At 49.0% G+C, this 20,717-nt stretch carries 19 protein-coding genes; 10 read left to right on the top strand and 9 right to left on the bottom strand.

The features are described 5' to 3' along the window. Positions 1-46: 46 nt before the first annotated feature. The 3 genes from NGM62_RS11280 to NGM62_RS11270 all read right to left on the bottom strand — a co-directional run bounded on the left by NGM62_RS11280 (position 47) and on the right by NGM62_RS11270 (position 2,539). On the bottom strand, positions 47-1,267 hold the full coding sequence (locus NGM62_RS11280) for an IS256 family transposase (RefSeq protein ID WP_262248036.1): 1,221 nt from the start codon (positions 1,265-1,267) through the stop codon (positions 47-49). Positions 1,268-1,481: 214 nt separating this feature from the next. Continuing rightward, positions 1,482-1,625, bottom strand: a complete 144-nt coding sequence (locus tag NGM62_RS11275) for a hypothetical protein (RefSeq protein ID WP_262248035.1) — start codon at positions 1,623-1,625, stop codon at positions 1,482-1,484. Then, on the bottom strand, positions 1,622-2,539 hold the full coding sequence (locus tag NGM62_RS11270) for an IS1595 family transposase (RefSeq protein WP_262248033.1): 918 nt from the start codon (positions 2,537-2,539) through the stop codon (positions 1,622-1,624). The genes NGM62_RS11275 and NGM62_RS11270 overlap by 4 nt, the downstream gene beginning before the upstream one ends. Before the next feature lie 56 nt (positions 2,540-2,595). Here NGM62_RS11270 and NGM62_RS22205 point away from each other — a divergent pair, with 56 nt between their 5' ends. From NGM62_RS22205 to NGM62_RS11250, 4 genes are all read left to right on the top strand, one after another. Then, positions 2,596-3,117 carry a DUF6680 family protein gene (locus NGM62_RS22205; RefSeq protein WP_390937111.1) on the top strand — a complete coding sequence of 174 codons (522 nt, stop codon included), beginning with the start codon at positions 2,596-2,598 and terminating at the stop codon, positions 3,115-3,117. A gap of 106 nt (positions 3,118-3,223) precedes the next feature. Continuing rightward, positions 3,224-3,421, top strand: coding sequence for a hypothetical protein (locus NGM62_RS11260; protein ID WP_262248030.1), 198 nt, complete (start codon positions 3,224-3,226; stop codon positions 3,419-3,421). Then, positions 3,421-3,840 (top strand): fibronectin type III domain-containing protein, encoded by a 420-nt coding sequence (locus tag NGM62_RS11255; protein WP_262248029.1) that lies wholly within the window; start codon positions 3,421-3,423, stop codon positions 3,838-3,840. The genes NGM62_RS11260 and NGM62_RS11255 overlap by 1 nt, the downstream gene beginning before the upstream one ends. A 192-nt stretch (positions 3,841-4,032) precedes the next feature. Next, positions 4,033-4,524: a hypothetical protein gene (locus tag NGM62_RS11250; RefSeq protein ID WP_262248028.1), complete on the top strand. Its 492-nt coding sequence runs from the start codon at positions 4,033-4,035 to the stop codon at positions 4,522-4,524. Between the two features lie 172 nt (positions 4,525-4,696). On the opposite strand, the gene secDF is transcribed toward NGM62_RS11250, so the two are convergent. After that, positions 4,697-7,711 carry a protein translocase subunit SecDF gene (secDF, locus tag NGM62_RS11245; RefSeq protein WP_262248027.1) on the bottom strand — a complete coding sequence of 1,005 codons (3,015 nt, stop codon included), beginning with the start codon at positions 7,709-7,711 and terminating at the stop codon, positions 4,697-4,699. A 197-nt stretch (positions 7,712-7,908) separates the two neighbouring features. On the opposite strand from secDF, the gene NGM62_RS11240 reads away from it, so the two are divergent. From NGM62_RS11240 to guaB, 3 genes are all read left to right on the top strand, one after another. After that, a complete protein-coding gene (locus tag NGM62_RS11240; RefSeq protein ID WP_262248025.1) occupies positions 7,909-8,421 on the top strand; it encodes a hypothetical protein in 513 nt (170 codons plus the stop codon). A gap of 23 nt (positions 8,422-8,444) precedes the next feature. Beyond that, positions 8,445-9,050: a porin family protein gene (locus tag NGM62_RS11235; RefSeq protein ID WP_262248024.1), complete on the top strand. Its 606-nt coding sequence runs from the start codon at positions 8,445-8,447 to the stop codon at positions 9,048-9,050. A gap of 154 nt (positions 9,051-9,204) precedes the next feature. Then, entirely contained in the window at positions 9,205-10,680 is a 1,476-nt protein-coding gene (gene guaB / locus NGM62_RS11230) for an IMP dehydrogenase (protein ID WP_262248023.1), read from the top strand. 13 nt (positions 10,681-10,693) lie between these two features. Here the strand turns inward: guaB and lat are convergent, their stop codons facing one another. Both lat and NGM62_RS11220 read right to left on the bottom strand, forming a co-directional pair. After that, positions 10,694-12,031 (bottom strand): L-lysine 6-transaminase, encoded by a 1,338-nt coding sequence (lat, locus tag NGM62_RS11225; RefSeq protein ID WP_262248021.1) that lies wholly within the window; start codon positions 12,029-12,031, stop codon positions 10,694-10,696. 198 nt (positions 12,032-12,229) lie between these two features. After that, complete coding sequence (locus tag NGM62_RS11220; protein ID WP_262248020.1) at positions 12,230-13,123, bottom strand: 1-aminocyclopropane-1-carboxylate deaminase/D-cysteine desulfhydrase; 894 nt, start codon at positions 13,121-13,123, stop codon at positions 12,230-12,232. A gap of 70 nt (positions 13,124-13,193) precedes the next feature. Between NGM62_RS11220 and NGM62_RS11215 the strand changes: the two genes are divergently transcribed. Beyond that, entirely contained in the window at positions 13,194-14,231 is a 1,038-nt protein-coding gene (locus NGM62_RS11215; RefSeq protein ID WP_262248019.1) for an RluA family pseudouridine synthase, read from the top strand. Positions 14,232-14,300: 69 nt separating this feature from the next. Beyond that, positions 14,301-15,149 (top strand): aminotransferase class IV, encoded by an 849-nt coding sequence (locus NGM62_RS11210; RefSeq protein ID WP_262248018.1) that lies wholly within the window; start codon positions 14,301-14,303, stop codon positions 15,147-15,149. On the opposite strand, the gene NGM62_RS11205 is transcribed toward NGM62_RS11210, so the two are convergent. Beyond that, entirely contained in the window at positions 15,139-16,428 is a 1,290-nt protein-coding gene (locus NGM62_RS11205; protein WP_262248017.1) for a type IX secretion system plug protein, read from the bottom strand. The genes NGM62_RS11210 and NGM62_RS11205 overlap by 11 nt on opposite strands. Before the next feature lies 1 nt (position 16,429). Beyond that, positions 16,430-18,355 carry an ABC-F family ATP-binding cassette domain-containing protein gene (locus tag NGM62_RS11200; protein ID WP_262248016.1) on the bottom strand — a complete coding sequence of 642 codons (1,926 nt, stop codon included), beginning with the start codon at positions 18,353-18,355 and terminating at the stop codon, positions 16,430-16,432. 70 nt (positions 18,356-18,425) lie between these two features. Here NGM62_RS11200 and NGM62_RS11195 point away from each other — a divergent pair, with 70 nt between their 5' ends. Beyond that, positions 18,426-19,460, top strand: coding sequence for a quinone-dependent dihydroorotate dehydrogenase (locus tag NGM62_RS11195; protein WP_262248015.1), 1,035 nt, complete (start codon positions 18,426-18,428; stop codon positions 19,458-19,460). 80 nt (positions 19,461-19,540) lie between these two features. On the opposite strand, the gene NGM62_RS11190 is transcribed toward NGM62_RS11195, so the two are convergent. Further along, the gene (locus NGM62_RS11190) at positions 19,541-20,713 is read right to left on the bottom strand and encodes a tetratricopeptide repeat protein (protein WP_262248013.1); all 1,173 of its coding nucleotides are present in this window, start codon (positions 20,711-20,713) and stop codon (positions 19,541-19,543) included. Between the last annotated feature and the right edge of the window lie 4 nt (positions 20,714-20,717).

Genomic DNA, 20,717 nt, shown 5'->3' with positions numbered 1-20,717 from the left:
TGGTCTTCCGCCCGCGGGCGGAAGACCATAAAGGTAGGGAATTTTTTCACGCCAAATCCAACACCATCCTTCCGGGGAACCAGATTGCCAGCCGCAGGGCCGTCTCCCCCCAGTTGGCCAGTGGCATGGTCCATTTTTTCTTGATATTCCGATGGGCCAGATAGATGAGTTTCAACAGGGCCATATCGGAAGTGAAAGCCCCCTTGGTTTTGGTCACTTTCCGTACCTGGCGATGGAAACCCTCGATCGTATTGGTGGTATAGATCAGTCTTCGGATCGACTTGTCGTAGCGGAAATACGCCGTTAGGTGATCCCAGTTCCGGCGCCATGACTCGATTACCTTCTCATATTTACCGCCCCATTTCTCTTCCAGCTCGTCCATCCGGAGTCCGGCCAGGTCTAACGTGTCGGCCTGGTAAACGGGCTTCAGGTCCTTCACGAACTCCTTACGGTCCTTGCTGGCAACATATTTCAAACTGTTGCGGATCTGGTGGATCACGCAGGTCTGCACCTCGGTGTCCGGGAACACGCCGGCGATCGCCTCGGGGAAACCTTTCAGGTTGTCGATGCAGGCAATCAGGATGTCCTGCACACCGCGGTTCTGCAGGTCGGTCAGTACACCCAACCAGAAATTAGCCCCCTCACTCTCTGACACATACATCCCCAAAAGCTCCTTGTGGCCATTGCGATCGATGCCCAGGATGTTATAAACAGCCCGCGATACAACACGGTGTTCTTCCTTCACCTTATAGTGCATCGCGTCCATCCAGACAATCGTATAAAGCGGGTCCAGGGGGCGGGACTGCCATTCCTTAACCTCAGGGATTACCCGGTCGGTAATCGCAGACAGGGTGGCATGGCTGATATCCGTGTCGTACATCTCCTTGATATGGGAGGAAATGTCACGCAGGCTCATGCCAAGGCCATACATCCCCATAATCTTCTTTTCAAGGCTGTCCGCTAAAACCGTCTCCCGTTTCTTGACCAATTGGGGCTCAAAACTCGAACGGCGGTCGCGGGGCGTGTCAAGATCGATGGGCCCGGCAGAGGTCCGCACTTGCTTGCGGGATTTACCGTTGCGGCGGTTGCCACCCGAGCGCTCCACTTCGTCCAAATGGCTCTCCATCTCGGCCTCAAGGGCCGCCTCCAAAAAACGCTTCAGTAACGGCGCAAAAGCCCCGTCCTTACCATAAAGAGATTCGCCGCTGCGCAACTGGCGCAGGGCTTTCTCCTGCATCGCATCAAAATCTAAATCGGTACTGTTCATAATTACTGTATTAAGTTAAGCTTTTATTCTTAACTGACACAGTTCGTTTAACAGTCTCGACGGGTACGTGAAAGACCTAAATTCATGGCTGGAAGACCATTACCCTGAACACCTATCCTCCAGATCAGAAGTCAATAATAAAGCTGTGTAACGAAGAAACACCTTTAACAAGGGGCCGAAAGGCCGTCCCTCCGCTGTAATGGCGGTGGGACTTTTATTTCTTTGGTTTCAGCAATTTGGCCACAGCCTTATCGAACTCCCTATCCCCGCTGCTTTCCTTTTGGGGAGCGTCGGGGTTTTTCCTTTTGGCTTCTTTAATGGCCTTCCATATTCTCGGGTTTGGCTTTGTTTTACTCATGCTACTAAATCCCTGTATTTAAGACGGACATCCATGTTCCGTATGAAGACGTCCATTTGTTGCTGTGCGCCTAAATTACGGTAATTGTATTTGAATACAAATTCCTGTACGTACTTGTCGAGGTGCTTCCGGCTTGCCCAATGGTATATCCCTGTAATGCCCCGTTTAAGGTGAGACCAGAACCCTTCCAGCGTATTCGTGTAGCAGTCACCGTCAACATATTTGCCTTTGCCGTGCTCCACGACTTTACGTGTATAGTTGCTTTCAAAATCCCTGTACACATTAAATTCGTCCGTCATTAGCGTTGAGCCCATTTCTATATTGGAATACACGAGGGGACGCAATACCTTGCCGGATGCAGCGGTTATGACAGTAGCCCTAAGTTTGCCACCACGTTCAAACATGCCGAATACTGGCGTCTTGTCTTTATAGGCTCGTCCCTGAGAGTTCTTGACCTTCTTATCGTAGTGCCGATTTTTGTTCTTACCGCCCACGTATGCTTCATCCAGCTCAACCTTGCCTGCCAATTTCTCCTGTTTATCGTTACCCAATACGGTACGCATCCTCTGCAAGAGGAACCATGCGCTTTTCTGTGTTATGCCGACATCCTTGGCTAATTGGATGGAAGATATACCCTTTTTATGCATAACTAGATATAAAGCAACAAACCATGTTTTAAGCGGCAGGTTGCTCGCCTCGAATATGGTTCCCGTCTTGGCGGTATAAATACGCTTACAACATTTGCATTTGTATCGAATACCGTCCTTAAATACCCACGCTTCATCACCCTCACATCCTTCATGCGGACACTCCATATATCCATCCCAACGCTGACCAGCTAAATACTGGTGACATGACTTTTCATCGGGAAACCGATCAATAAGCTGCAAGAGGTTGTCGAATTTAGGAACCATAAGCTATTGTTTAGTACAAAACAATATGCTATTATTGTGCCAAACCAATATAAATTATGGAAATATTAAAAGATTACGGAGAACTTATCTCAATCACGCTGATACCGTTTATATTATGGGGGTTGGGGACTTACTTTCAAAACAGGTCTGCTAAAAGGAAAGCTAAAGAAGACCTGTTTTTAAAACTAATGGCTAATCGTAAGAAGAACCCTTTGTCGCAGGACTGGGCCGATGCGCTAAATCAGATTGACGTTGTTTTTCAGGACAGTCAGAAGGTGCGCTCAGCGTGGCGAGCTTATTACGATAGCCTTCATCCAGATTCACAGCATTTCTCCAATCAGAATTCTTTTCAGTTAGATTTAATGTCTGAGATTGCGCAAGTTTTAGGATACCGTCATCTACGTCAGACCGAGATAGATCGATTTTATGCCCCTGCTTTTTTTGGGAATCAGATGTCAAATCAGGATTTGATTTTTCGTGAGCAACTGAGAGTGCTAACGCATTCAAAGAACTTGGCAGAACCGTTTTCAAAAAAGGAATACCAAAAACACCTGAAAGAACTGAACCGAAAAGCATAAGCTTCTTTTCATTCTTTTTCATCACAAAAACAAAAAGCCCCAACCGGGGCGTTACGAAATCTGTTGAGGGTTAGGTTAGTATATAATTACCTAAATTTTTATGATTATGGCAAAGCCTACTTTATCATCAAAAATCGGCACCGGAGCGAAATTGCTCCAATATGCCGAAACCGTACTGGTAAAAACAACGGAAAACGCCAGTATCTTCACGGATCCACAGCCTTCGCTCGACGACCTGTCGGCGGCGATTGAACAGTTCAGGACGAGCATGACTGATGCGACCTTCCGGGACATGGGCAGGTAGTGCTCAAAAACCAGCACGCTACAGCGCTGAAGAAAATCCTTTACAATCTGTCGCTGTATGTGGAAACGGTAGCCCAAGGTGATCCGGCTATCGTGCCGGCGGCTGGATTTATCCCTTCCAAGCAGATGCGTGAACCGGTGGGATTGTCGCCCAAGCCGAATGACCTGAGGGCACAGGTCCGCGATGCGGGTACCCAAAGTGTGCACGTTCGTGTAAACGCCTGGAAACACGCCCGCTATTATCAGTTCGAATTCAGGAAGGTCGGATCCGGTGAAGAATGGACACGCATACTAAGTACGCGGTCTAAAATACATATTTCCGGCTTGGACTACCTGAATGAGTATGAATTCCGGGTGTCCTACCTCGGGTCTAACCCCACCCTGAACTACAGTGACATTGTTCGCTGCGCGGTGGTGTAACAGCATCCCGTAAGATTTTGAATAGGTTTTTTTGTAAGTATCCGGTAAATAGCGTTAAGTAATGAAGACTATTGTTATAAAACATCCGCTTAGGGATATTGTGTCTATCAATTGAAGGAAAACAGCTTTCCCTCGCCGATTGAGATAAGCGCGCTGTAAGCCTACCGCCGCGCCCATGACGAAGCCTGGCGTATGAAACTCCGGTTTGAAAAGGAAAGGGGAGAAGTGCTATTGGCTCATATCGAACTGGATGGGCTGAACGCTGACATGGAAGAGCTGGAAAATATACGGGATCACTACTTGAACGAGATTGATTTCTCAAAAGCTGACAGCCACAGGGATATGGATATTCGGCTCCAGGTTGAGCTACGTGACTTTTACAACCAGGTACACCAACACCAACAAACTTTGGTGAAATTTTACGATTACATCGGGCCGCTGACCCAAACATATTCCGATATTGTCGCTACGTATTTCAGGGGTGAAAAACCGTTGGACCCGTTGCAGTTCAAGGTACTTGACGATGTATTTACGTTTCATGACGATATGCAAGTATCAATTAGTTCACTGGATAAAGATCTGCAAGGATTCCTGCAAATGTTGACCGATATCTATGCCTTTCTGGATGATGATTACATCAGTCACTATAACACACTTCTTACCGCCTATAGCGACGCCTTGTAGCAGTCTGTAGGGTTGGTTAAATCCGTACAAGTGTTTAATACAGTCTGGGAATAGGTAGGACAATCAAACCTGTTCAAAAAAGCCGGAAATCCGATCAGCACTCAATATGGCCAAAAAAAGGCCACCCTTTACAGGCGGCCTTTTTGGGTTTTGACTCTTAGTCCCGATGAGGTTATGCTTTCGCAGGCTTCAAGTTAGCCTTGCTGGCCGTATCGTTAGAAGAAGCCGATTCGCTAATGCCTTTCTTTCCTTGCAGGTCGACAATCAATGGTGCCGCCAAACATACTGAAGAATAAGTGGCTACGATAATACCTACCAAGATGGCGAAAGAGAAGCCCCTGATGACTTCGCCACCAAAAATGAACAGAATAGCCATTACGAAAATCACGGTTAGCGAAGTCACAATGGTACGGCTCAGTGTCCTATTGATTGCCAGGTTGACCGTATCAGCGATAGGCTCACTTTTTCGCCGTGGCATGTTCAGGTATTCGCGCAATCGGTCAAACACCACCACCGTGTCATTAACCGAATAGGCAATTACCGTAAGTATCGCTGCCACAAAATGCTGGTCGATATCCAAAGAGAATGGTACGATACCGTCTAATACCGAAAACAGGATGAGAATCACCAAGGCATCATGTATGGTTGAGATAGCTGCTGCCAAACTATATTGCCACTTATGGAAGCGGAAGAGGATATATAGTGCGATGACTAATACAGAGAAGATACCAGCATATATGGCTCTGGATTTAATGTCGTTGGCAATGGTCGGCCCAACTTTCTGTGAGCTTAGTATATCATATGTATTTCCACTGATTTTCGACAGGCCTTCGTTGAGTTTGTCCAGCACCTCTTTATCCGCTGCGTCGTCGGTGTCATCGATGTGGTACGTGGTCGTCACCCGGATCTGGTTGTCGGCACCGTAGATTTTTACCTCGGTGGTAAGGCCGAACGTTTCATTGAGGTTGGCACGTACTTCTTCGAGGTCGATGGCTTGGTCGTAGCGCACCGTATACGTGCGGCCGCCCTGGAAATCGACACCCAAGCTGAACCCTTTGACAAGTACGACGATGAAACCGATAACGAGGAATAAACCCGAGATGAGATAGATTTTCTTCCGATTCTGCACGAATGCAAAATTCGCATTTTGCAATGTATTTGCACTCCATGGATAGGAAACCTTGATATCCCAACCTTTGTTCAGCATCCAATCAAAGATAATCCTGGTGATAAAGATGGATGTGAATAACGAGGTGATGATCCCGATCATGAGTGTGGTCGCAAATCCGAGGATAGGCCCGCTTCCGAAAAAGAACAGGATAACGCCTACAAGGAACGTGGTGATCTGGGAGTCGAGGATCGACGGCATCGCATGTTTGTAGCCGTCTGCTATGGCCTGCCTGACCGATTTGCCGAGGCTCAGCTCTTCCCGTATCCGTTCATAGATGAGTACGTTGGCATCCACCGCCGTACCGAGCGTCAATACGATACCCGCAATACCCGGTAAGGTCAGCACCGCATTGAGCGATGCCATGATACCCATCAGGAAAAAGACGTTGAATATCACAGCTACATTGGCCACCCAGCCACCGCGGTTGTAATAGAATATCATGAATATCAACACGACAACTAGACCGATAATGGCCGAATTGATACCTGCGTCGATTGCGGCTTGGCCAAGCGTCGGGCCCACAATGGCCTCTTCAACAATTTTGGCTGTTGTAGGTAACCGGCCGGCCTTTAATACGTTGGCCAAGTCCTTGGTGTCTTCGATGGTAAAGTTGCCCGTAATCTGCGATACCCCGTTAGGGATCTCGCCCTGAACGGTAGGGGCAGAGTAGACAACACCGTCCAGTACGATAGCGATGGCCCGTTTGTTATTCGCATCTGCCGATGCGGCAGCCGTAATCCGCCGCCATTCGCGCGCACCTTCGCTGTTCATATACATCGTTACCATCGGGCTATTCGACTGCGGATCGAAATCGTCTTTAGCATCTGTGATTACGTTGCCGGCTAACACGGGGCCACCTTCTACTCCGGTGGGTTTAATGGCATACAGTTCCAGTTGCTCGGGCGTACGCGGGCTGGGCTTTACACCCCACAGGAGCTTTACGTTTGCCGGGATGATTTGTTGGACCACAGGATCTGCTAGGAAATCATTCACCTTGGCTGTATCCCGCAGCTGGGCATAACCCACAATCGGCCCCGGGGCGAGCATCGGCTGGTTGTTGGGGCCTAAGCCCGTTGCAGGCCGCAAAACGTTGAACAGCGGATTCTGCAATGCCAATTGGCTTTCCGACGAGTCGGTGGTTGTTGAGTCCTGGCCGGCACCGAGTGCGGCGAGCAAACCGGCATCGGTAGTATCGGCAGTGCTATCATCGGTAGAGGCAGTGCTTGTTTTTTGCGTATCACGTAATGTGGAGGCCAGTGCGCTGTTGACATTTTCCAACATGGGGTATATTTCCATGTTGTCGTATGTCTCCCAAAACTCGAGCTTGGCTGAACCCTGCAAAAGCTTACGGACACGCTCTTCATCGTTTACGCCCGGTAGCTCGATGAGTATACGGTTGGTGCCTTGCTGTAGTTGGATATTGGGTGAGGTAACACCGAATTTGTCAATCCGCGTACGCAATACTTTAAATGAGTTGTCGATAGCGTTGCCGGCTTCTCGTTGGAGGAAATTGGCAACCTGTGCGTTGCTGCTATTTGCGTTGATATAAGCAGCGTTGTCTTTGGTTGCAAAGAAACTAGCCAAAGGTACACCAGGGCTCAACTTTTCAAACTCTTCGACAAACAGGCTTACATAGTTGCTTTGGCTGCTCCGGCTCTGGATATTGGCGTTTTCGAGTGCCTTGTTGAAGTTTTCATCCTTCGGGTTATTGGCGAGGTTGCGGACCAATTCCTGCAGCGATACCTCCATCGTTACGTTCATGCCCCCCTTCAGGTCCAAACCCAAAGCAATTTCATTTCCTTTGGCTTCGCGATAGGTGTACTTGGCTATACCCAAATTATACACCACCTCTCCGGCCATGGAATCCAGATATGCATTCTCTTTCGCCATGTCGCCCTGGGCATACGCTGCCGCATCCCGTTCCACCTTGCGGGTTACGAATGTGAATGATAGGGAATAGAGGCACGCGATGGTGACCACTACTACCAAAAATTTAATCAACCCTGTACCTTGCATTTTCTTTCGTTAGCTAGTATTAATCTATTCTGATGTTTTAACAAATTTTAGTTAAGACGGCAAAGGTATAAAATTTTTGTCTAAAGCACACCGTATTTTAGAGTTTATAAGTACATGAAAACATCGTTTTGGCAGACTATTTGCTAAAAACCCCGTGGGGCTTTTCGAAAAGCTACCGTAGCATATAAAACAATAACATGATGAAGAACGTATTATTAACGGCATTGGCTATTTCAGTTTTGATGTTGGGTGCGCAAGAGTCGCAGGCACAGGCCCGTTACCGGACTGCGCTGGGTTTAGGGATAGATCTGGGTGATGGCCCAACACTGGTGGGGCCTCAGATTAAGCATTTCTTTGACGGCACCAATGCAGGGAATGCCCAGGTGCTGTTCGGCGACAACGTCACAGTGCTGGGGGTGGATTACTCTTATAACCAAGAATTTAGTGGTACCAACGGCCTGACTTGGTATGTGGGCATCGGGCCACAACTGGCTTTCGTTGATCGAGATGGCCCATGGTGGTTCTATGGCGACGGCGATGGCGACAACGAAACGTTTTTTGCCCTTCGCCCTGCTGCAGGCCTAGAATTCAAAATCCCGTCAGCACCATTGGCTTTCCATTTCGACTGGAAACCGTGGTGGAACTTGAGTAACAACAGCCACTTCGAGCCCGCGCGGTTCACCTTAGGCTTTAAATTCACCTTAAAATAACAAGGAAAATTTGTATGCGAATTATGAAAAGGAATACACTTTTAGTGGTGGTGGCCGTGGCCCTGGCTACACAGCTGTACGCGCAAAAACGGGTTTCCCCGGGTATTCGGGCGGGCGTCAATCTTGCCTCGTTGAGTAATATCAATGCTGATTTCAAAACGGATTTTTATGCCGGCGGTATCCTCGGCATCAACCTGGGGCAACGTTATACGCTACAGCCCGAGTTGATTTATTCACGGCAGGGGGCCAACAACGTCCTCTTTTCGGGTGAGGAAACCGGCGAACCCGACCGGACGGAAAACGTGACCATCCAGTACCTCTCTTTAGGGGTAATGAATAAGTTTTATCTTGTGGATGGGTTCCATGTGCTGGCCGGCCCGTCGCTCGATCTTAAAATCGGCAAGAACTTCCCGCGTATTGATTTTGACGACGAGGATTACGGCGGTGTCGACCTGGGGATTTCACTCGGGTTAGGATACACCCTACCAATCGGCCTCACGTTTGAAGGGCGCTTTAAGACAGGTATGTTGGATGCGTTCAATAACGACTATTTCCTGGGGCTATTTGATGACCCCGATGATATTTCGCTAAACCGTGTATTTCAGCTAGGTTTGAGTTACTCGTTTTAACGTATCCCGGATAATAATCCCACGACCGTATTCCTGGTCTATGGCTTGGGGCCCGCTCAAGCAATTAGATTTGGAATACGGTTTTTTTTCTTGTGGAAGCCACGGAAAATAAGTAATTTTGCCCGGCAAATAATAACCCCAACAGATATTTGCCATGCAATTAGATCCCGAAAAATTCGTAGCTGAAGGCCTCACCTACGATGATGTGCTGTTAATCCCCGCTTATTCCGAAGTATTGCCCCGTGAGGTGGATACATCTACCTATTTGACAAGAAATACCCGATTGAATATCCCTTTGGTATCCGCAGCTATGGATACCGTAACAGGTGCCGATCTGGCAATTGCCATAGCGCAGGCCGGCGGATTGGGGATGCTGCATAAAAACATGACTATTGCCGATCAGGCTGCGGAAGTGCGCAAGGTGAAACGGTCAGAAAGCGGTATGATCCAAGACCCGGTGACACTCCGGCAGGCCGCAACCGTGGGAGATGCGTTCCAGATCATGAAAGAACATCGAATAGGAGGCATCCCGATCACGGACGATCGGGGTAAGCTAGTTGGCATAGTTACCAACCGGGATCTCCGCTTTCAGAAAGACATGAAACGCCCCATCGCAGAGGTGATGACCGCGGAAGGATTGGTAGTAGCGCCCATCGGCACGGATCTGCTGAAAGCTGAAAACATCCTACAGAACCATAAAATAGAGAAATTGCCCGTAGTGGATGATGATTATGTGCTCGTGGGGTTGATTACATTCAAGGATATCCAGAAATACCGCCACTACCCCAATGCTGCCAAAGATAAACATGGTAGGCTTCTTGTCGGGGCGGCGGTTGGTGTAACTGCAGACACCATGGAACGCGTAGCCGCATTGGTAAAGGCGGGGGTAGACGTGGTAACCATAGATACTGCACACGGACACTCGAAAGGTGTAATAGACAAGTTGAAAGAAGTAAAGGCCAACTTCCCCGACCTGGAAGTCATCGTAGGCAATATCGCCACGGCCGAAGCGGCGATTGCACTGGCCGACGCAGGGGCCGATGCGGTAAAGGTTGGCATTGGCCCGGGGTCTATCTGTACCACACGTATTATTGCAGGTGTGGGGGTACCACAACTCTATGCGGTATACGAAGTAGCACGGGCGCTTCGCAGCCGGGGCATACCGGTTATCGCCGACGGCGGTATCAAACAAACGGGCGATATTGCCAAGGCCATAGCGGCGGGTGCAGATACGGTAATGGCAGGTTCACTCTTCGCCGGGGTGGAAGAGGCACCTGGTGAAACCATTATCTACGAGGGGCGTAAATTTAAATCATACCGCGGTATGGGTTCGGTGGAAGCCATGCAGAAAGGGTCGAAAGATCGTTACTTCCAGGATGTTGAAGACGATATCAAAAAATTGGTTCCCGAAGGTATTGTAGGGCGCGTAGCCTATAAGGGTACATTAGCAGAAGTGGTGTACCAATATGTAGGGGGGCTCCGTGCCAGTATGGGCTATTGCGGGGCTCCGACAATCAAGGCGCTGCAAGATGCCCGCTTCGTGAAAATTACCGGGGCAGGGTTGCGTGAAAGCCATCCACACAATATCACCATTACGAAAGAAGCTCCGAATTATCACAGTAAGCCATAGCGGATAGGGTGGGCTAGCCCAACCCATCCATCACTCGTGCGATGATGTCCATCCCCTTATCTATGGCTGCCTGGTCAATGATCAGTGCTGGTCTGAACCGTATGGTGTGGCTGCCGCAGCCGAGGAAAAGGGCACCGTTTGCCAGCCCCTTGGCTATGAATGTGTCGCGTAACTCGGGGGTTGGTAGATCAAAGGCACAAAGTAGGCCGAGACCGCGTATATTGGAGATTGTCTCATAACGGCTTGAGAGGTTGCGCAGGTGCTGTTGCATATGTTCACCCATCTCGGCTACCTTGGCCAGCAGCTGGTCATCCTCGATGATTTCAAGGATCTTCGTCGCCCGCACCATGTCGGCCAAACTGCCGCCCCATGTGGAATTGATACGTGATGGTACACTGAAAACGTTGGTGTCTATTTCATCGATCCGCTTACCGGCCAGGATGCCGCACACCTGCATTTTCTTTCCGAAAGCAATGATATCGGGGCGCGCACGTTCGCCGAAATGTTCGTGGCACCAGAACTTGCCGGTGAGACCCACGCCGGTTTGGACCTCGTCATACACCAATAGAGCCTCGTTTTCGTCTGCGAGTATACGTAGCTGTTCCATAAATTCGGTACGGAAGTGGTTGTCGCCGCCCTCGGCTTGTATTGGCTCGATAATGATTGCACATATATCATCTTTGTTGTCAGTAAATGCCTGCTTTATTTGTTTAATTGTCTGTTGTTCGCGCCCCCGTGTTGCAGCCACGTTTTCCGTTGTCTCGGGGAATACCCGCATGGGGCTGCTCACACGGGGCCAATCGAACTTGGCAAACCACTTTGTTTTGTTGGGCAGCGTATTGGTTAGGCTCAGCGTATAGCCTGAGCGTCCGTGGAACGCCTGTTCAAAGTGGAGTACTTTCGTCCCTTTTTCATAGCTATAACCTTTCTTGAAGTTTTTCTGTACTTTCCAGTCCATGGCGGCTTTAAGTGCATTTTCTACAGCGAGGGCCCCGCCTGATACGAAAAATGCATGCGGCAGGTAATCGGGGATAGCTATCCTTGCAAATGTCTTCACAAACTGTGCATACTCCACCGTGTAAACATCTGAATTGGAAGGATTGGTGATAGCCGCGCGAAGTAGGCTATCCATAAATGCGCTGTCAGCTGTCATTTTCGGGTGGTTATAGCCTAGCGGAACCGAGGCGAAGCAGGTGAAAAAATCAAGGAGCTCGCGCTGGTATCTCGAGTCGTAGATGGTTACCCCTTGGCTGCGCTCTATGTCGAAAGTCATGTCATACCCGTCGGCAAGGATATGGTTGGATAAGGTATGATGGACATCTCGGGGGGCTACTGTGATTTGGTACATCATAATAAAAGCAGATTGGTTATGCTCAAACTTAGATAAAGTTGCTTTAAAATGCAACTTTATCGATCTCCCAGCCGTAGCGTAGAGACGCCCGTTATAGCGGAGTTATAAGCGTTTTGCCGTAAGGATACAAGTTTTTAGGAGGGCTTATTTGCGTGACTTTGCGTGTTTTTAGGGTTTAAACGCATTAAGCTGAGTTTTTCAGGCAAACTGTTCATGCAGTCCCATAATACCGGTTAATCCACCCGTGTGGACGACTAATATGCTTGAGCCCGGATTGAAATGATTGTGTTCGGCTAGATCAAACAGACTATAAAGCAACTTTCCCGTATAAACGGGTTCGATCAGGATCCCTGTTTGTGAGGTGAACTGCTTGATGAATGCAGTGAGCGTAGGCGTTGTCTTGGCATATCCGCCAAAGTGGTACCCCGTATGGCTAGTCAGGTGCTCCAACGGCATTTCGGGATATAGCGCATGGACGGCAGCCGGAATAAAGTCACCGCCGGCCAATACCGTAACACCATGGAGTTGGGTGCCCAAGCCCTGCTCGGTGCACCCGTGTAGCAGTCCAGCGATGGTAGTACCTGTGCCGCAGGCACAGAAAATATGGTCGTAGGGGCGCGGTAGTTCATCGATGATTTCCGCGCAGCCCGCGGCGCCTTCGGTGCTATATCCCCCTTCATCCACAAAATAGGCCGTAGGTACATGTGCAGCATATTGCGCATACAGAAGCGGTTTGTCCCGATAACTTGCCCGATTGACAAATCGTAACTCCATACCGTATATTTTGCATAAAGACAGGGTCGGGTTTGATACCGGCTCCCCGCGTACAAATCCTGTTGTCTTAAACCCGAATGTCGCTCCGGCACAGGCAATGGCCAACAGGTGATTGGACCAGGCGCCGCCAAACGTTACGAGATGTGTTTTTCCAACTCGTTGGGCCGACTGGAGGATGTATTTCAGTTTACGCCATTTGTTGCCGGAAATAAACGGGTGGATCTTGTCGTCCCGCTTGATATGTACGGTAAGTGACTTGTCGTTGAATAGCTGGAAATCAAGCGGCTCTACAGGACTATGAATATCGAATGGTATCATCGGCTTGCGAGCAAATTTAGGTAAAAAAAGCGGTAGCTAAGGGTTGCTAATTTTTTTTTATGTTTGCGCAATGGCTGACGACATAGCATTGGTGGACTCGGACGAGCAGGATTTGTATGAGCATCTGCGCATTGTGGTAGACAAGGGGCAGGCGTTGTTGCGAATCGATAAATTCCTAATGAACCGTGTGGAGAACGCCTCGCGCAACCGGATCCAGCATGCGATAACCGCTGGTACGGTATTGGTAAATGGGACATCCATTAAAGCCAGTTACAAAGTAAAGCCATCGGATACCATTACCGTTGTATTGCCCCATCCACCCCGCGATACGGAAATTTATCCGGAGGATATCCCGTTGGATATCCCATACGAGGATGACGATTTGCTTATTGTCAACAAACCGGCAGGCATGGTGGTACATCCGGGGTATAACAATTACACCGGTACATTGGTCAACGCGTTGGCCTACCATTTTGCCAACTTGCCGCAGTTGCCTGGCAATGACGGCCGGCCCGGGTTGGTGCATCGGATCGACAAGGATACGAGTGGGCTGTTGGTCATAGGGAAGAACGATTGGACATTGACTTTCTTGGCAAAGCAGTTTTTCGACCACACCATATCACGCAAGTATATTGCGTTGGTGTGGGGCGATATCGCCGAAGGAGGTACCGTTACGGGGTATATAGGCCGTAGTGCGAAAGACCGGAAAGTGATGGCGGTGTATGACGATGAGGAGAAAGGGAAGTGGTCGGTTACCCATTATCGGGTTTTGGAGCGCTTGGGTTACGTGACGTTGATTGAATGCCAGCTGGAAACCGGGCGGACCCACCAAATACGGGCACACTTGCAATCGATCGGGCATCCGCTGTTCAACGATGCGGCGTACGGTGGCGACCGGATTCTGAAAGGGACGGTATTCAGCAAATACAAACAGTTTGTGGAGAATTGTTTTGCACTGCTGCCCCGCCAGGCGCTCCATGCCGAGAGCTTGGGTTTCGTGCACCCCACCACCCGCAAGACCATGTCGTTCCATACGCCGTTGCCGGATGATTTCCGCTTGTGTCTGGAAAAATGGCGTGGTTATGTATCTGCACGCGAACAGGGATAAGCGGCACGGGACTTGCTATGTGGAATACCATTGCGAGTCGTTTATTTTTTTACGTTATAAGTTGAGTGGATGCCGGTACATTTTATAGATTTCAACACGAATTTTATACCTGAGCAAGAAGCGATTCTGACGGCCGACAATAGGGCGTTCCGATATGGCGATGGCGTGTTTGAGACCATGCGCTGGATGGATGGCGACATCCGGTTTCTGCAGCACCATATTGTGAGGCTCCATGAGGGCATGCGTATGCTGAAGCTCGAACAGGCCACGGTGTTAGATGCGCATTTTATCCGTTCCCGTACCGCAGAGCTTATCAAGCGTAATGGGCTGGAAGGCCAGCATGTGCGGGTGAGGCTCCAGGTGTACCGCGGCGGGGGAGGTCTTTACAGCCCGCAACAGAATAATGCATGTTACATTATCTCCGTTTCCAAAGCTGATCCCGATGATATAAAGCACCGGAAACTGGGCTTGATTGTCGATATATATAGCGAATTCAGGAAGCCGTATAGCGAGCTTTCGAAACTGAAATCATCGAACGCGCTGGTATACGTTATGGCTGGACTGTACCGTACCAGGAATGGATTGGATGACGTGCTGTTGTTGAACCAGGAGGGGTTCCTGTGTGAGTCGCTCAGTTCCAATGTGTTCATCAGTTACGATAAGAAGCTGTACACACCGGCCATCAGCGAGGGTTGCATAGATGGGGTGATGCGTAAGGTAGTCATAGAGTTAGCGCTAGACAGCGGTATAGAGGTTATTGAGGCGCAGATCAGTCCTGATATTTTAAAGGAAGCCGACGAGATTTTCCATACCAATGCCATACACGGTGTGCAATGGGTAATGGGTTATAAGCAGAAACGTTATTTTAACCGTATGTCACGTATGCTGCAGGAGCGGTTGGCCTTGGTTAGTTGCTGATTTCTATAAACCCAACCAGCTCGTCCCAGGTTGTCCCCGCCCGCCGGTTGTACACCAATAGTTGATAGGTGTTGTTTGTTTCGAAGTGATTGCCACTGGCAAACGATACGTCTACCGAGCCGGAAGAATCAACCCGCACGTATTCGTAATCGTACAGTCCCTGTTTGAGTAACAGCGAGCATTCCCATGTTTGCGTTGCGGGGTTATAGGTCATTTTATTGGAGTCGTCCCGGATGTATTTGTTGAACGCCCCTACGACGTACACCGAACCCGGTTCGGGGGCATCCTCTTCCAAAGAAAAGGTAACCCAAGCATAGTCAGACTCTGTGTCGGCATTGGCCTTGTCTTGGTTTCGGATGAAAAAGTTACCGTTTTCATCGAATACGGAAGCATAAGATGCGTCCCGATAATTTTGGTCCGGTAAGAGGGTAACATATACGGCTGTGTCCATTCGGATGTTAGCGATTCGCTCGGAAGCCAGGCGCAGGCTGCGTAGATCGATGTATCGGAATTCGTTACCGCCACCAAAATCCAATGTGTTATTGTCATTGTAGGTCAGCTCGTTGTTACTGACGAAAAGGGGTGTGGTGAGCCGTTGCTGGATGTCTGGCCGTTGATTTTGCATCACCAGGATAGAGATGTCTTGATAAGGGTTGTTTACAGTGAGCCCTCCTGTGTTGATTTTGAGGTTGATTTTCTGGTTGCTGTTGCGCTTAGCCACGTTTACCGACGGGACAAGCTGGGGAGATACAGTCATTAGCGGCGCCAACACATAAAAGCGCCGGCTGATGATCAAGCGGCTTTTATCGGCGTCTTCATAAACCTTTAGCAGGTAATTGCCCGCTATTTTGGGCTGGGTGTTTCGCGTCGGGAAGTCCACGCGGTAGTGTGTATAAGGTTGTAATGTGGTTACTGACGGGGTATAGTCTAAAATGCGCTCTTCATTGAATCCCTCTGCGTATTCCAATGGCGATAGCCTACTGGGTTTCCAGTCCGTGCCGCAATGTTCGATGCTGAAATAGAAGTTTCTGACGTCGCCGCGCAGGTCATCAAACGAAAGTGTTAATTGGTCGTCGCTGTGCAACTCGATTACGGGAAAGGCGTTTTCAACATCCAGCGGATGTAACCGGACGGATTTTATGGCGGGCAGGTAGTTGATATTATCGTAAACCAGTTCTTGTTTCGGCGTCCGTTCGCGGGTGGCCCGTTTCTTTTTCTTTTGTGCAAATGCCCCCAAACAGAGGGGGAGTAAGAGGGCCAGTGTCAAGAACTTCTTCATGTCAACTATCAATTTCCATAATTTCTTCCGCCAATTTTTCCCATTGTTGTTGCAACTCGCTCAATTCGTGTTTCAGCATGTCATAACGCTGCGTGGCGTCTTCCAGTTTCGCTTGGTTCGCATACGTTGTTTCGTCGGCCATCATCGCCTCAGTGGCAGTTTTCTTCTCCTCTAGCTGTGAGATACGTTCTTCAATCACCTCGAGCTCTTTGTGGAGCTTTTTCACTTCCCGCTCTTTGGTAGGTGGTGTTTTCTTTGCCGTGGATTGTTTTGTTTCCGTTTTTGCCGGTTTCGGTTTAGGTGCTGCTTTTTTCACAGTATCATCCGTCGTCCGCTTAGCCTGCCAATCTTCATATTCCTGGTATGTGCCGGGGTATTCTTTTATTTGCCGATTTTCAATGTACCAAATCTTATTGGCCACGTTATCCAGCAGGTAGCGGTCGTGTGAAACAACGATGAACGTTCCCTCAAATTGCTTAAGTGCTTGGATAAGGATATTGACCGATTGGATGTCCAAGTGATTCGTAGGTTCGTCCAATACCAGGAAGTTTGCATCCGCTGTGAGTGCCTTTGCCAATGCTACCCTCGACTTTTCGCCACCGGAGAGTACCTTTATTTTCTTGAAGGCGTCGTCACCCGTAAAGAGGAAGCATCCTAATATAGCGCGTAATTCGGTCTCCGTGTGTTTGGGTGCAAATAATTGCAATTCCTGCAAGATTTCGTTATCCAGGTGCAGTGCTTCCAATTGGTGCTGCGCAAAAAACGTTTGGGTAACGTTATGACCGGGTTCGGATTTCCCGGTAAAATCCCGGTCGGCATTGGCTACGATACGTAATAGTGTAGACTTACCTTTTCCATTGGCGCCGATGAGCGCTATTTTATCGCCCTTCTCAATGATTGCATCGGCTCCCTCCAGAATGGGGATGCCGGGATACGACTTGGTTATATTTTCGAGCCGCGCGACATGCCGGCCGGATTGCTTGCTGAATTTGAAGCGGAAGTTCACACTAGGGTTATAGTCATCCACGTCGCTGACTTTCTCCATGCGTTCCAATGCTTTGATGCGCGATTGGACCATTTTGGCTTTGCTAGCTTTTGCCCGGAACCGCTCAATGAGTCGCTCTTCCTGCTTAATCTTGGCTTGCTGGTTTTTGTATTGATTGCTTTGTATTTCTTCGCGCAAGGCTTTCTCTTCTAAGTAAAACGAGTAGTTTCCTGCATATTGCACAAGTTTGCCACGTTTGGATTCGACAATGGTGCTAACCACTCTATCGAGGAAATACCGGTCGTGAGATACGATGACGATTGCTCCTTCAAATGCTTGAAGGTAGCCTTCCAGCCATTTGATGGAGGGTAAGTCAAGGTGGTTGGTCGGTTCGTCGAGCAGCAGGATATCGGGTGCTTGCAGCAATATCCGGGCGAGCATGACACGCATCCGCCAGCCGCCCGAAAATTCGGAAAGCGAGCGCTGTTGGTCGCTGTCGCTGAATCCCAATCCCGCCAGGATCTCATGCGCACGGTATTCAATGTTATAGCCGTCCAGCGCTTCGAATTCGGTTTGCTTGTCGCTCAATTTTTGTATGGTATCGTCGGAGTAGTCCGTTTCCAACTTTTTGAGTAGCCGTTCTATTTCGGCTAGCAGTTGGTTCTGCCGTTCGAAGGCTTCCATAGCAACATGTAGGATACTCTTGTCTGACTGGTAAGACAGCAAGTCTTGGTTCAGGTATCCAATCTTGATGTCTTTTGCCATCGATATGGTACCAGCGGTAGGGGAGTACTCACCCACAATCAGTTTTAACAAGGTGGTTTTTCCCGTTCCGTTAGCGCCGATAAGCCCTGTTTTGTCGCCAGGCTTGATATGCCAATTCGCGTCATCGTACAACGCACGCGCACCGATTTCAAATGTGAGGTTATTTATCGCGATCATTCCGGGTGCAAAAGTACGTTTTTTCAAGCAAAGGGCACCAATTTACAATCTAAAACCTACCTTTGCGACTATGTACAAACTGGTGAAACCATTGTTGTTTTCAATCGACCCTGAGAATGCGCATGGCGTCGTATCGGGGGGGCTACGGTCGTTCTGCAGATTATGGGGCAGTAAGCGGTTGCTGCGGGCAGCCTACGGCTACGAGCACCCCGGCCTCGAACGGGAAGTGTTCGGTCTTAGGTTCAAGAACCCAATCGGGTTGGCAGCCGGATTTGATAAAAATGCTGAATATGTAGCCGAAATGGCCGCGTTGGGCTTTGGTTTCATCGAAATCGGCACGGTAACTCCGCGCCCGCAACCGGGGAATCCCAAGCCGCGTTTATTCCGTCTTGTTGACGACCACGCATTGATTAATCGTATGGGGTTTAACAACCAAGGGGTTGATGTGGCGGCAATGCGGCTTAGTCAATTGAAAGACAGACAAGGTATCATCATCGGGGGAAACATCGGCAAAAATAAGTCGACACCAAATGAAGAGGCCGTAAGCGATTACATCAAGTGTTTCGACACCTTGTTTGACGTAGTAGATTATTTTGTGGTCAACGTGAGTTCGCCAAATACACCGGGCCTCCGTGCGCTGCAGGAGAAAGAACCATTGACACAGATTTTAAATACGTTGCAGCAGCGCAACCGGAAGAATGATATAAGCCGGCCGATCTTGCTGAAAATCGCACCGGACCTCACCAACGACCAGTTGGATGACATCATTGAAATCGTGACGGAGACGAAGATTGCCGGTGTGATAGCCACAAATACGACAATAGCGAGGGAGGGGCTGCGGAGCCACGGCCGCTTGGTAGCGGAGGGTGGCGGACTGAGCGGTAAGCCACTGCGGAGCAGGGCCACAGAAGTGATCCGCCATTTAGCGACAGAATCAAAACGGGCTTTTCCTATCATTGGAGTGGGAGGCATACACAGTCCGGAAGATGCCCTTGAAAAGCTCGATGCAGGGGCAGCTTTGGTGCAGCTTTACACCGGTTTTATCTACGAGGGCCCCGGTCTGATCAAGCGTATCGGTAAGGAACTGGCTATCAGCAAGCGCTGAACATCATAATAAAAAAATAAGCCCCCGCCTTTTTCAAACGGGGGCTCTCGGTACGAATGTAGTTTCTTCTATAGAAAATTTTATTGCAGCGCGTCGATACGGGCTTGCAGTTCTGCGATTTTATCTTTGTCTTCCTTAATTTCCCAATATTTTTTGAGATTGGTCAACGCTAAATATGACGAACCATCCAAGTCGACAGCTTTCTGCAGGTAGGGTAATGCGGTATCAAAGATGTCGTAAGCTTTCTGTATTTCGACGTCGTATTCCGCTTGCGGAAGACTTGCGTTGTTGGTTTTGTTGAAATGATCGATACCCTTATTAAGGATTAAGCCACCCAGGTTGATATTTGCATCGAGGTAAGCCGGATTGATGTCGAGCGCCTTCCGGTAAGCAGCTTCGGCTTTTTCTATTTCATCCATTTCGCTGTATGCGATGCCCAGGTAATAATGCAAGTTCTCGTTTTCGGGGTCTTTGGCTACCTGGGCATTAATGGTATTGATGATTTCTTGTTCATTTCCTGCCATCAGGTTCAATTCGATATTTTGGGTGGCCAGTTCAGCATCGTCAGGGTATTTGCTGGTGCCTATTCCTGCGTATTTGATTGCATTCGTTGTGTCACCCTGCATGAGGTATAGCCTGGAAACGTCCAGTATGATTTGCCTATTGTTAGAGAAACTGTCAATCGGTACGAGTTCCACATATTTCGCGAGTGCTTTATCGTAATCTTGTGAATTAATGGCCGCTAAACCTGAATAGTAGAGTAGGGTGGTGTCACCTGGGAGGTATACCAAACCTTTATCAAAAGCATCGTATGCGCCGACAAAATCTTGGCTATCCCATGCTTTTACACCTCTGTTCAGTTCGTACTGTGCGACAATTGAGTTAAGGATATTCAGGTTTTGAGCCTGTTCCTTTTCTTGGTCAAGGCTTAGTGCCTTTTCGCGTGCATCGGTAGCAGCCTGAATATATTTTTCGGCTGCGTCAGTTGAGTCTAGCAACGCAAGATCAGCATTTACAAGCGCATAATATGTCCAGGTCTCGGCTAAATCTTTTGTTTTCTCATGCTCGATGGCTTTTTCCAGCGCCTCTTTCGCGGATACCAAGTCGGTTGCACCTAGCGCAGAGCTTCCGATAGACTTCACCTCATTGAATTTGTTGTAGCTGGCTTTTGCCTTTCTCAAATTGCTGGTTTGTGAAAAGGCCGCGGAAGAGGCTATCACCAGCATGCCTAGTAAAATCGATTTCACTTTCATGATT

It is taken from the genome of Parapedobacter soli (genome assembly GCF_025460835.1).
Taxonomy (GTDB): Bacteria; Bacteroidota; Bacteroidia; order Sphingobacteriales; family Sphingobacteriaceae; genus Parapedobacter; species Parapedobacter soli.
This window is presented reverse-complemented; position numbering and strand designations above follow the sequence as displayed.

What these genes read in the sequence shown, in the direction of transcription:
- NGM62_RS11250 (WP_262248028.1), top strand. Translation starts at nt 4,033, where the DNA reads ATGAAACTCCGGTTTGAAAAGGAAAGGGGAGAAGTGCTATTGGCTCAT.
- NGM62_RS11235 (WP_262248024.1), top strand. Translation starts at nt 8,445, where the DNA reads ATGAAAAGGAATACACTTTTAGTGGTGGTGGCCGTGGCCCTGGCTACA.
- NGM62_RS11215 (WP_262248019.1), top strand. Translation starts at nt 13,194, where the DNA reads ATGGCTGACGACATAGCATTGGTGGACTCGGACGAGCAGGATTTGTAT.
- NGM62_RS11195 (WP_262248015.1), top strand. Translation starts at nt 18,426, where the DNA reads ATGTACAAACTGGTGAAACCATTGTTGTTTTCAATCGACCCTGAGAAT.
- NGM62_RS11220 (WP_262248020.1), bottom strand. Translation starts at nt 13,123, where the DNA reads ATGATACCATTCGATATTCATAGTCCTGTAGAGCCGCTTGATTTCCAG.
- NGM62_RS11240 (WP_262248025.1), top strand. Translation starts at nt 7,909, where the DNA reads ATGATGAAGAACGTATTATTAACGGCATTGGCTATTTCAGTTTTGATG.
- NGM62_RS11260 (WP_262248030.1), top strand. Translation starts at nt 3,224, where the DNA reads ATGGCAAAGCCTACTTTATCATCAAAAATCGGCACCGGAGCGAAATTG.
- guaB (WP_262248023.1), top strand. Translation starts at nt 9,205, where the DNA reads ATGCAATTAGATCCCGAAAAATTCGTAGCTGAAGGCCTCACCTACGAT.
- lat (WP_262248021.1), bottom strand. Translation starts at nt 12,031, where the DNA reads ATGATGTACCAAATCACAGTAGCCCCCCGAGATGTCCATCATACCTTA.
- NGM62_RS11270 (WP_262248033.1), bottom strand. Translation starts at nt 2,539, where the DNA reads ATGGTTCCTAAATTCGACAACCTCTTGCAGCTTATTGATCGGTTTCCC.
- secDF (WP_262248027.1), bottom strand. Translation starts at nt 7,711, where the DNA reads ATGCAAGGTACAGGGTTGATTAAATTTTTGGTAGTAGTGGTCACCATC.
- NGM62_RS11275 (WP_262248035.1), bottom strand. Translation starts at nt 1,625, where the DNA reads ATGAGTAAAACAAAGCCAAACCCGAGAATATGGAAGGCCATTAAAGAA.
- NGM62_RS11205 (WP_262248017.1), bottom strand. Translation starts at nt 16,428, where the DNA reads ATGAAGAAGTTCTTGACACTGGCCCTCTTACTCCCCCTCTGTTTGGGG.
- NGM62_RS11210 (WP_262248018.1), top strand. Translation starts at nt 14,301, where the DNA reads ATGCCGGTACATTTTATAGATTTCAACACGAATTTTATACCTGAGCAA.
- NGM62_RS11280 (WP_262248036.1), bottom strand. Translation starts at nt 1,267, where the DNA reads ATGAACAGTACCGATTTAGATTTTGATGCGATGCAGGAGAAAGCCCTG.
- NGM62_RS11190 (WP_262248013.1), bottom strand. Translation starts at nt 20,713, where the DNA reads ATGAAAGTGAAATCGATTTTACTAGGCATGCTGGTGATAGCCTCTTCC.
- NGM62_RS11200 (WP_262248016.1), bottom strand. Translation starts at nt 18,355, where the DNA reads ATGATCGCGATAAATAACCTCACATTTGAAATCGGTGCGCGTGCGTTG.
- NGM62_RS22205 (WP_390937111.1), top strand. Translation starts at nt 2,596, where the DNA reads ATGGAAATATTAAAAGATTACGGAGAACTTATCTCAATCACGCTGATA.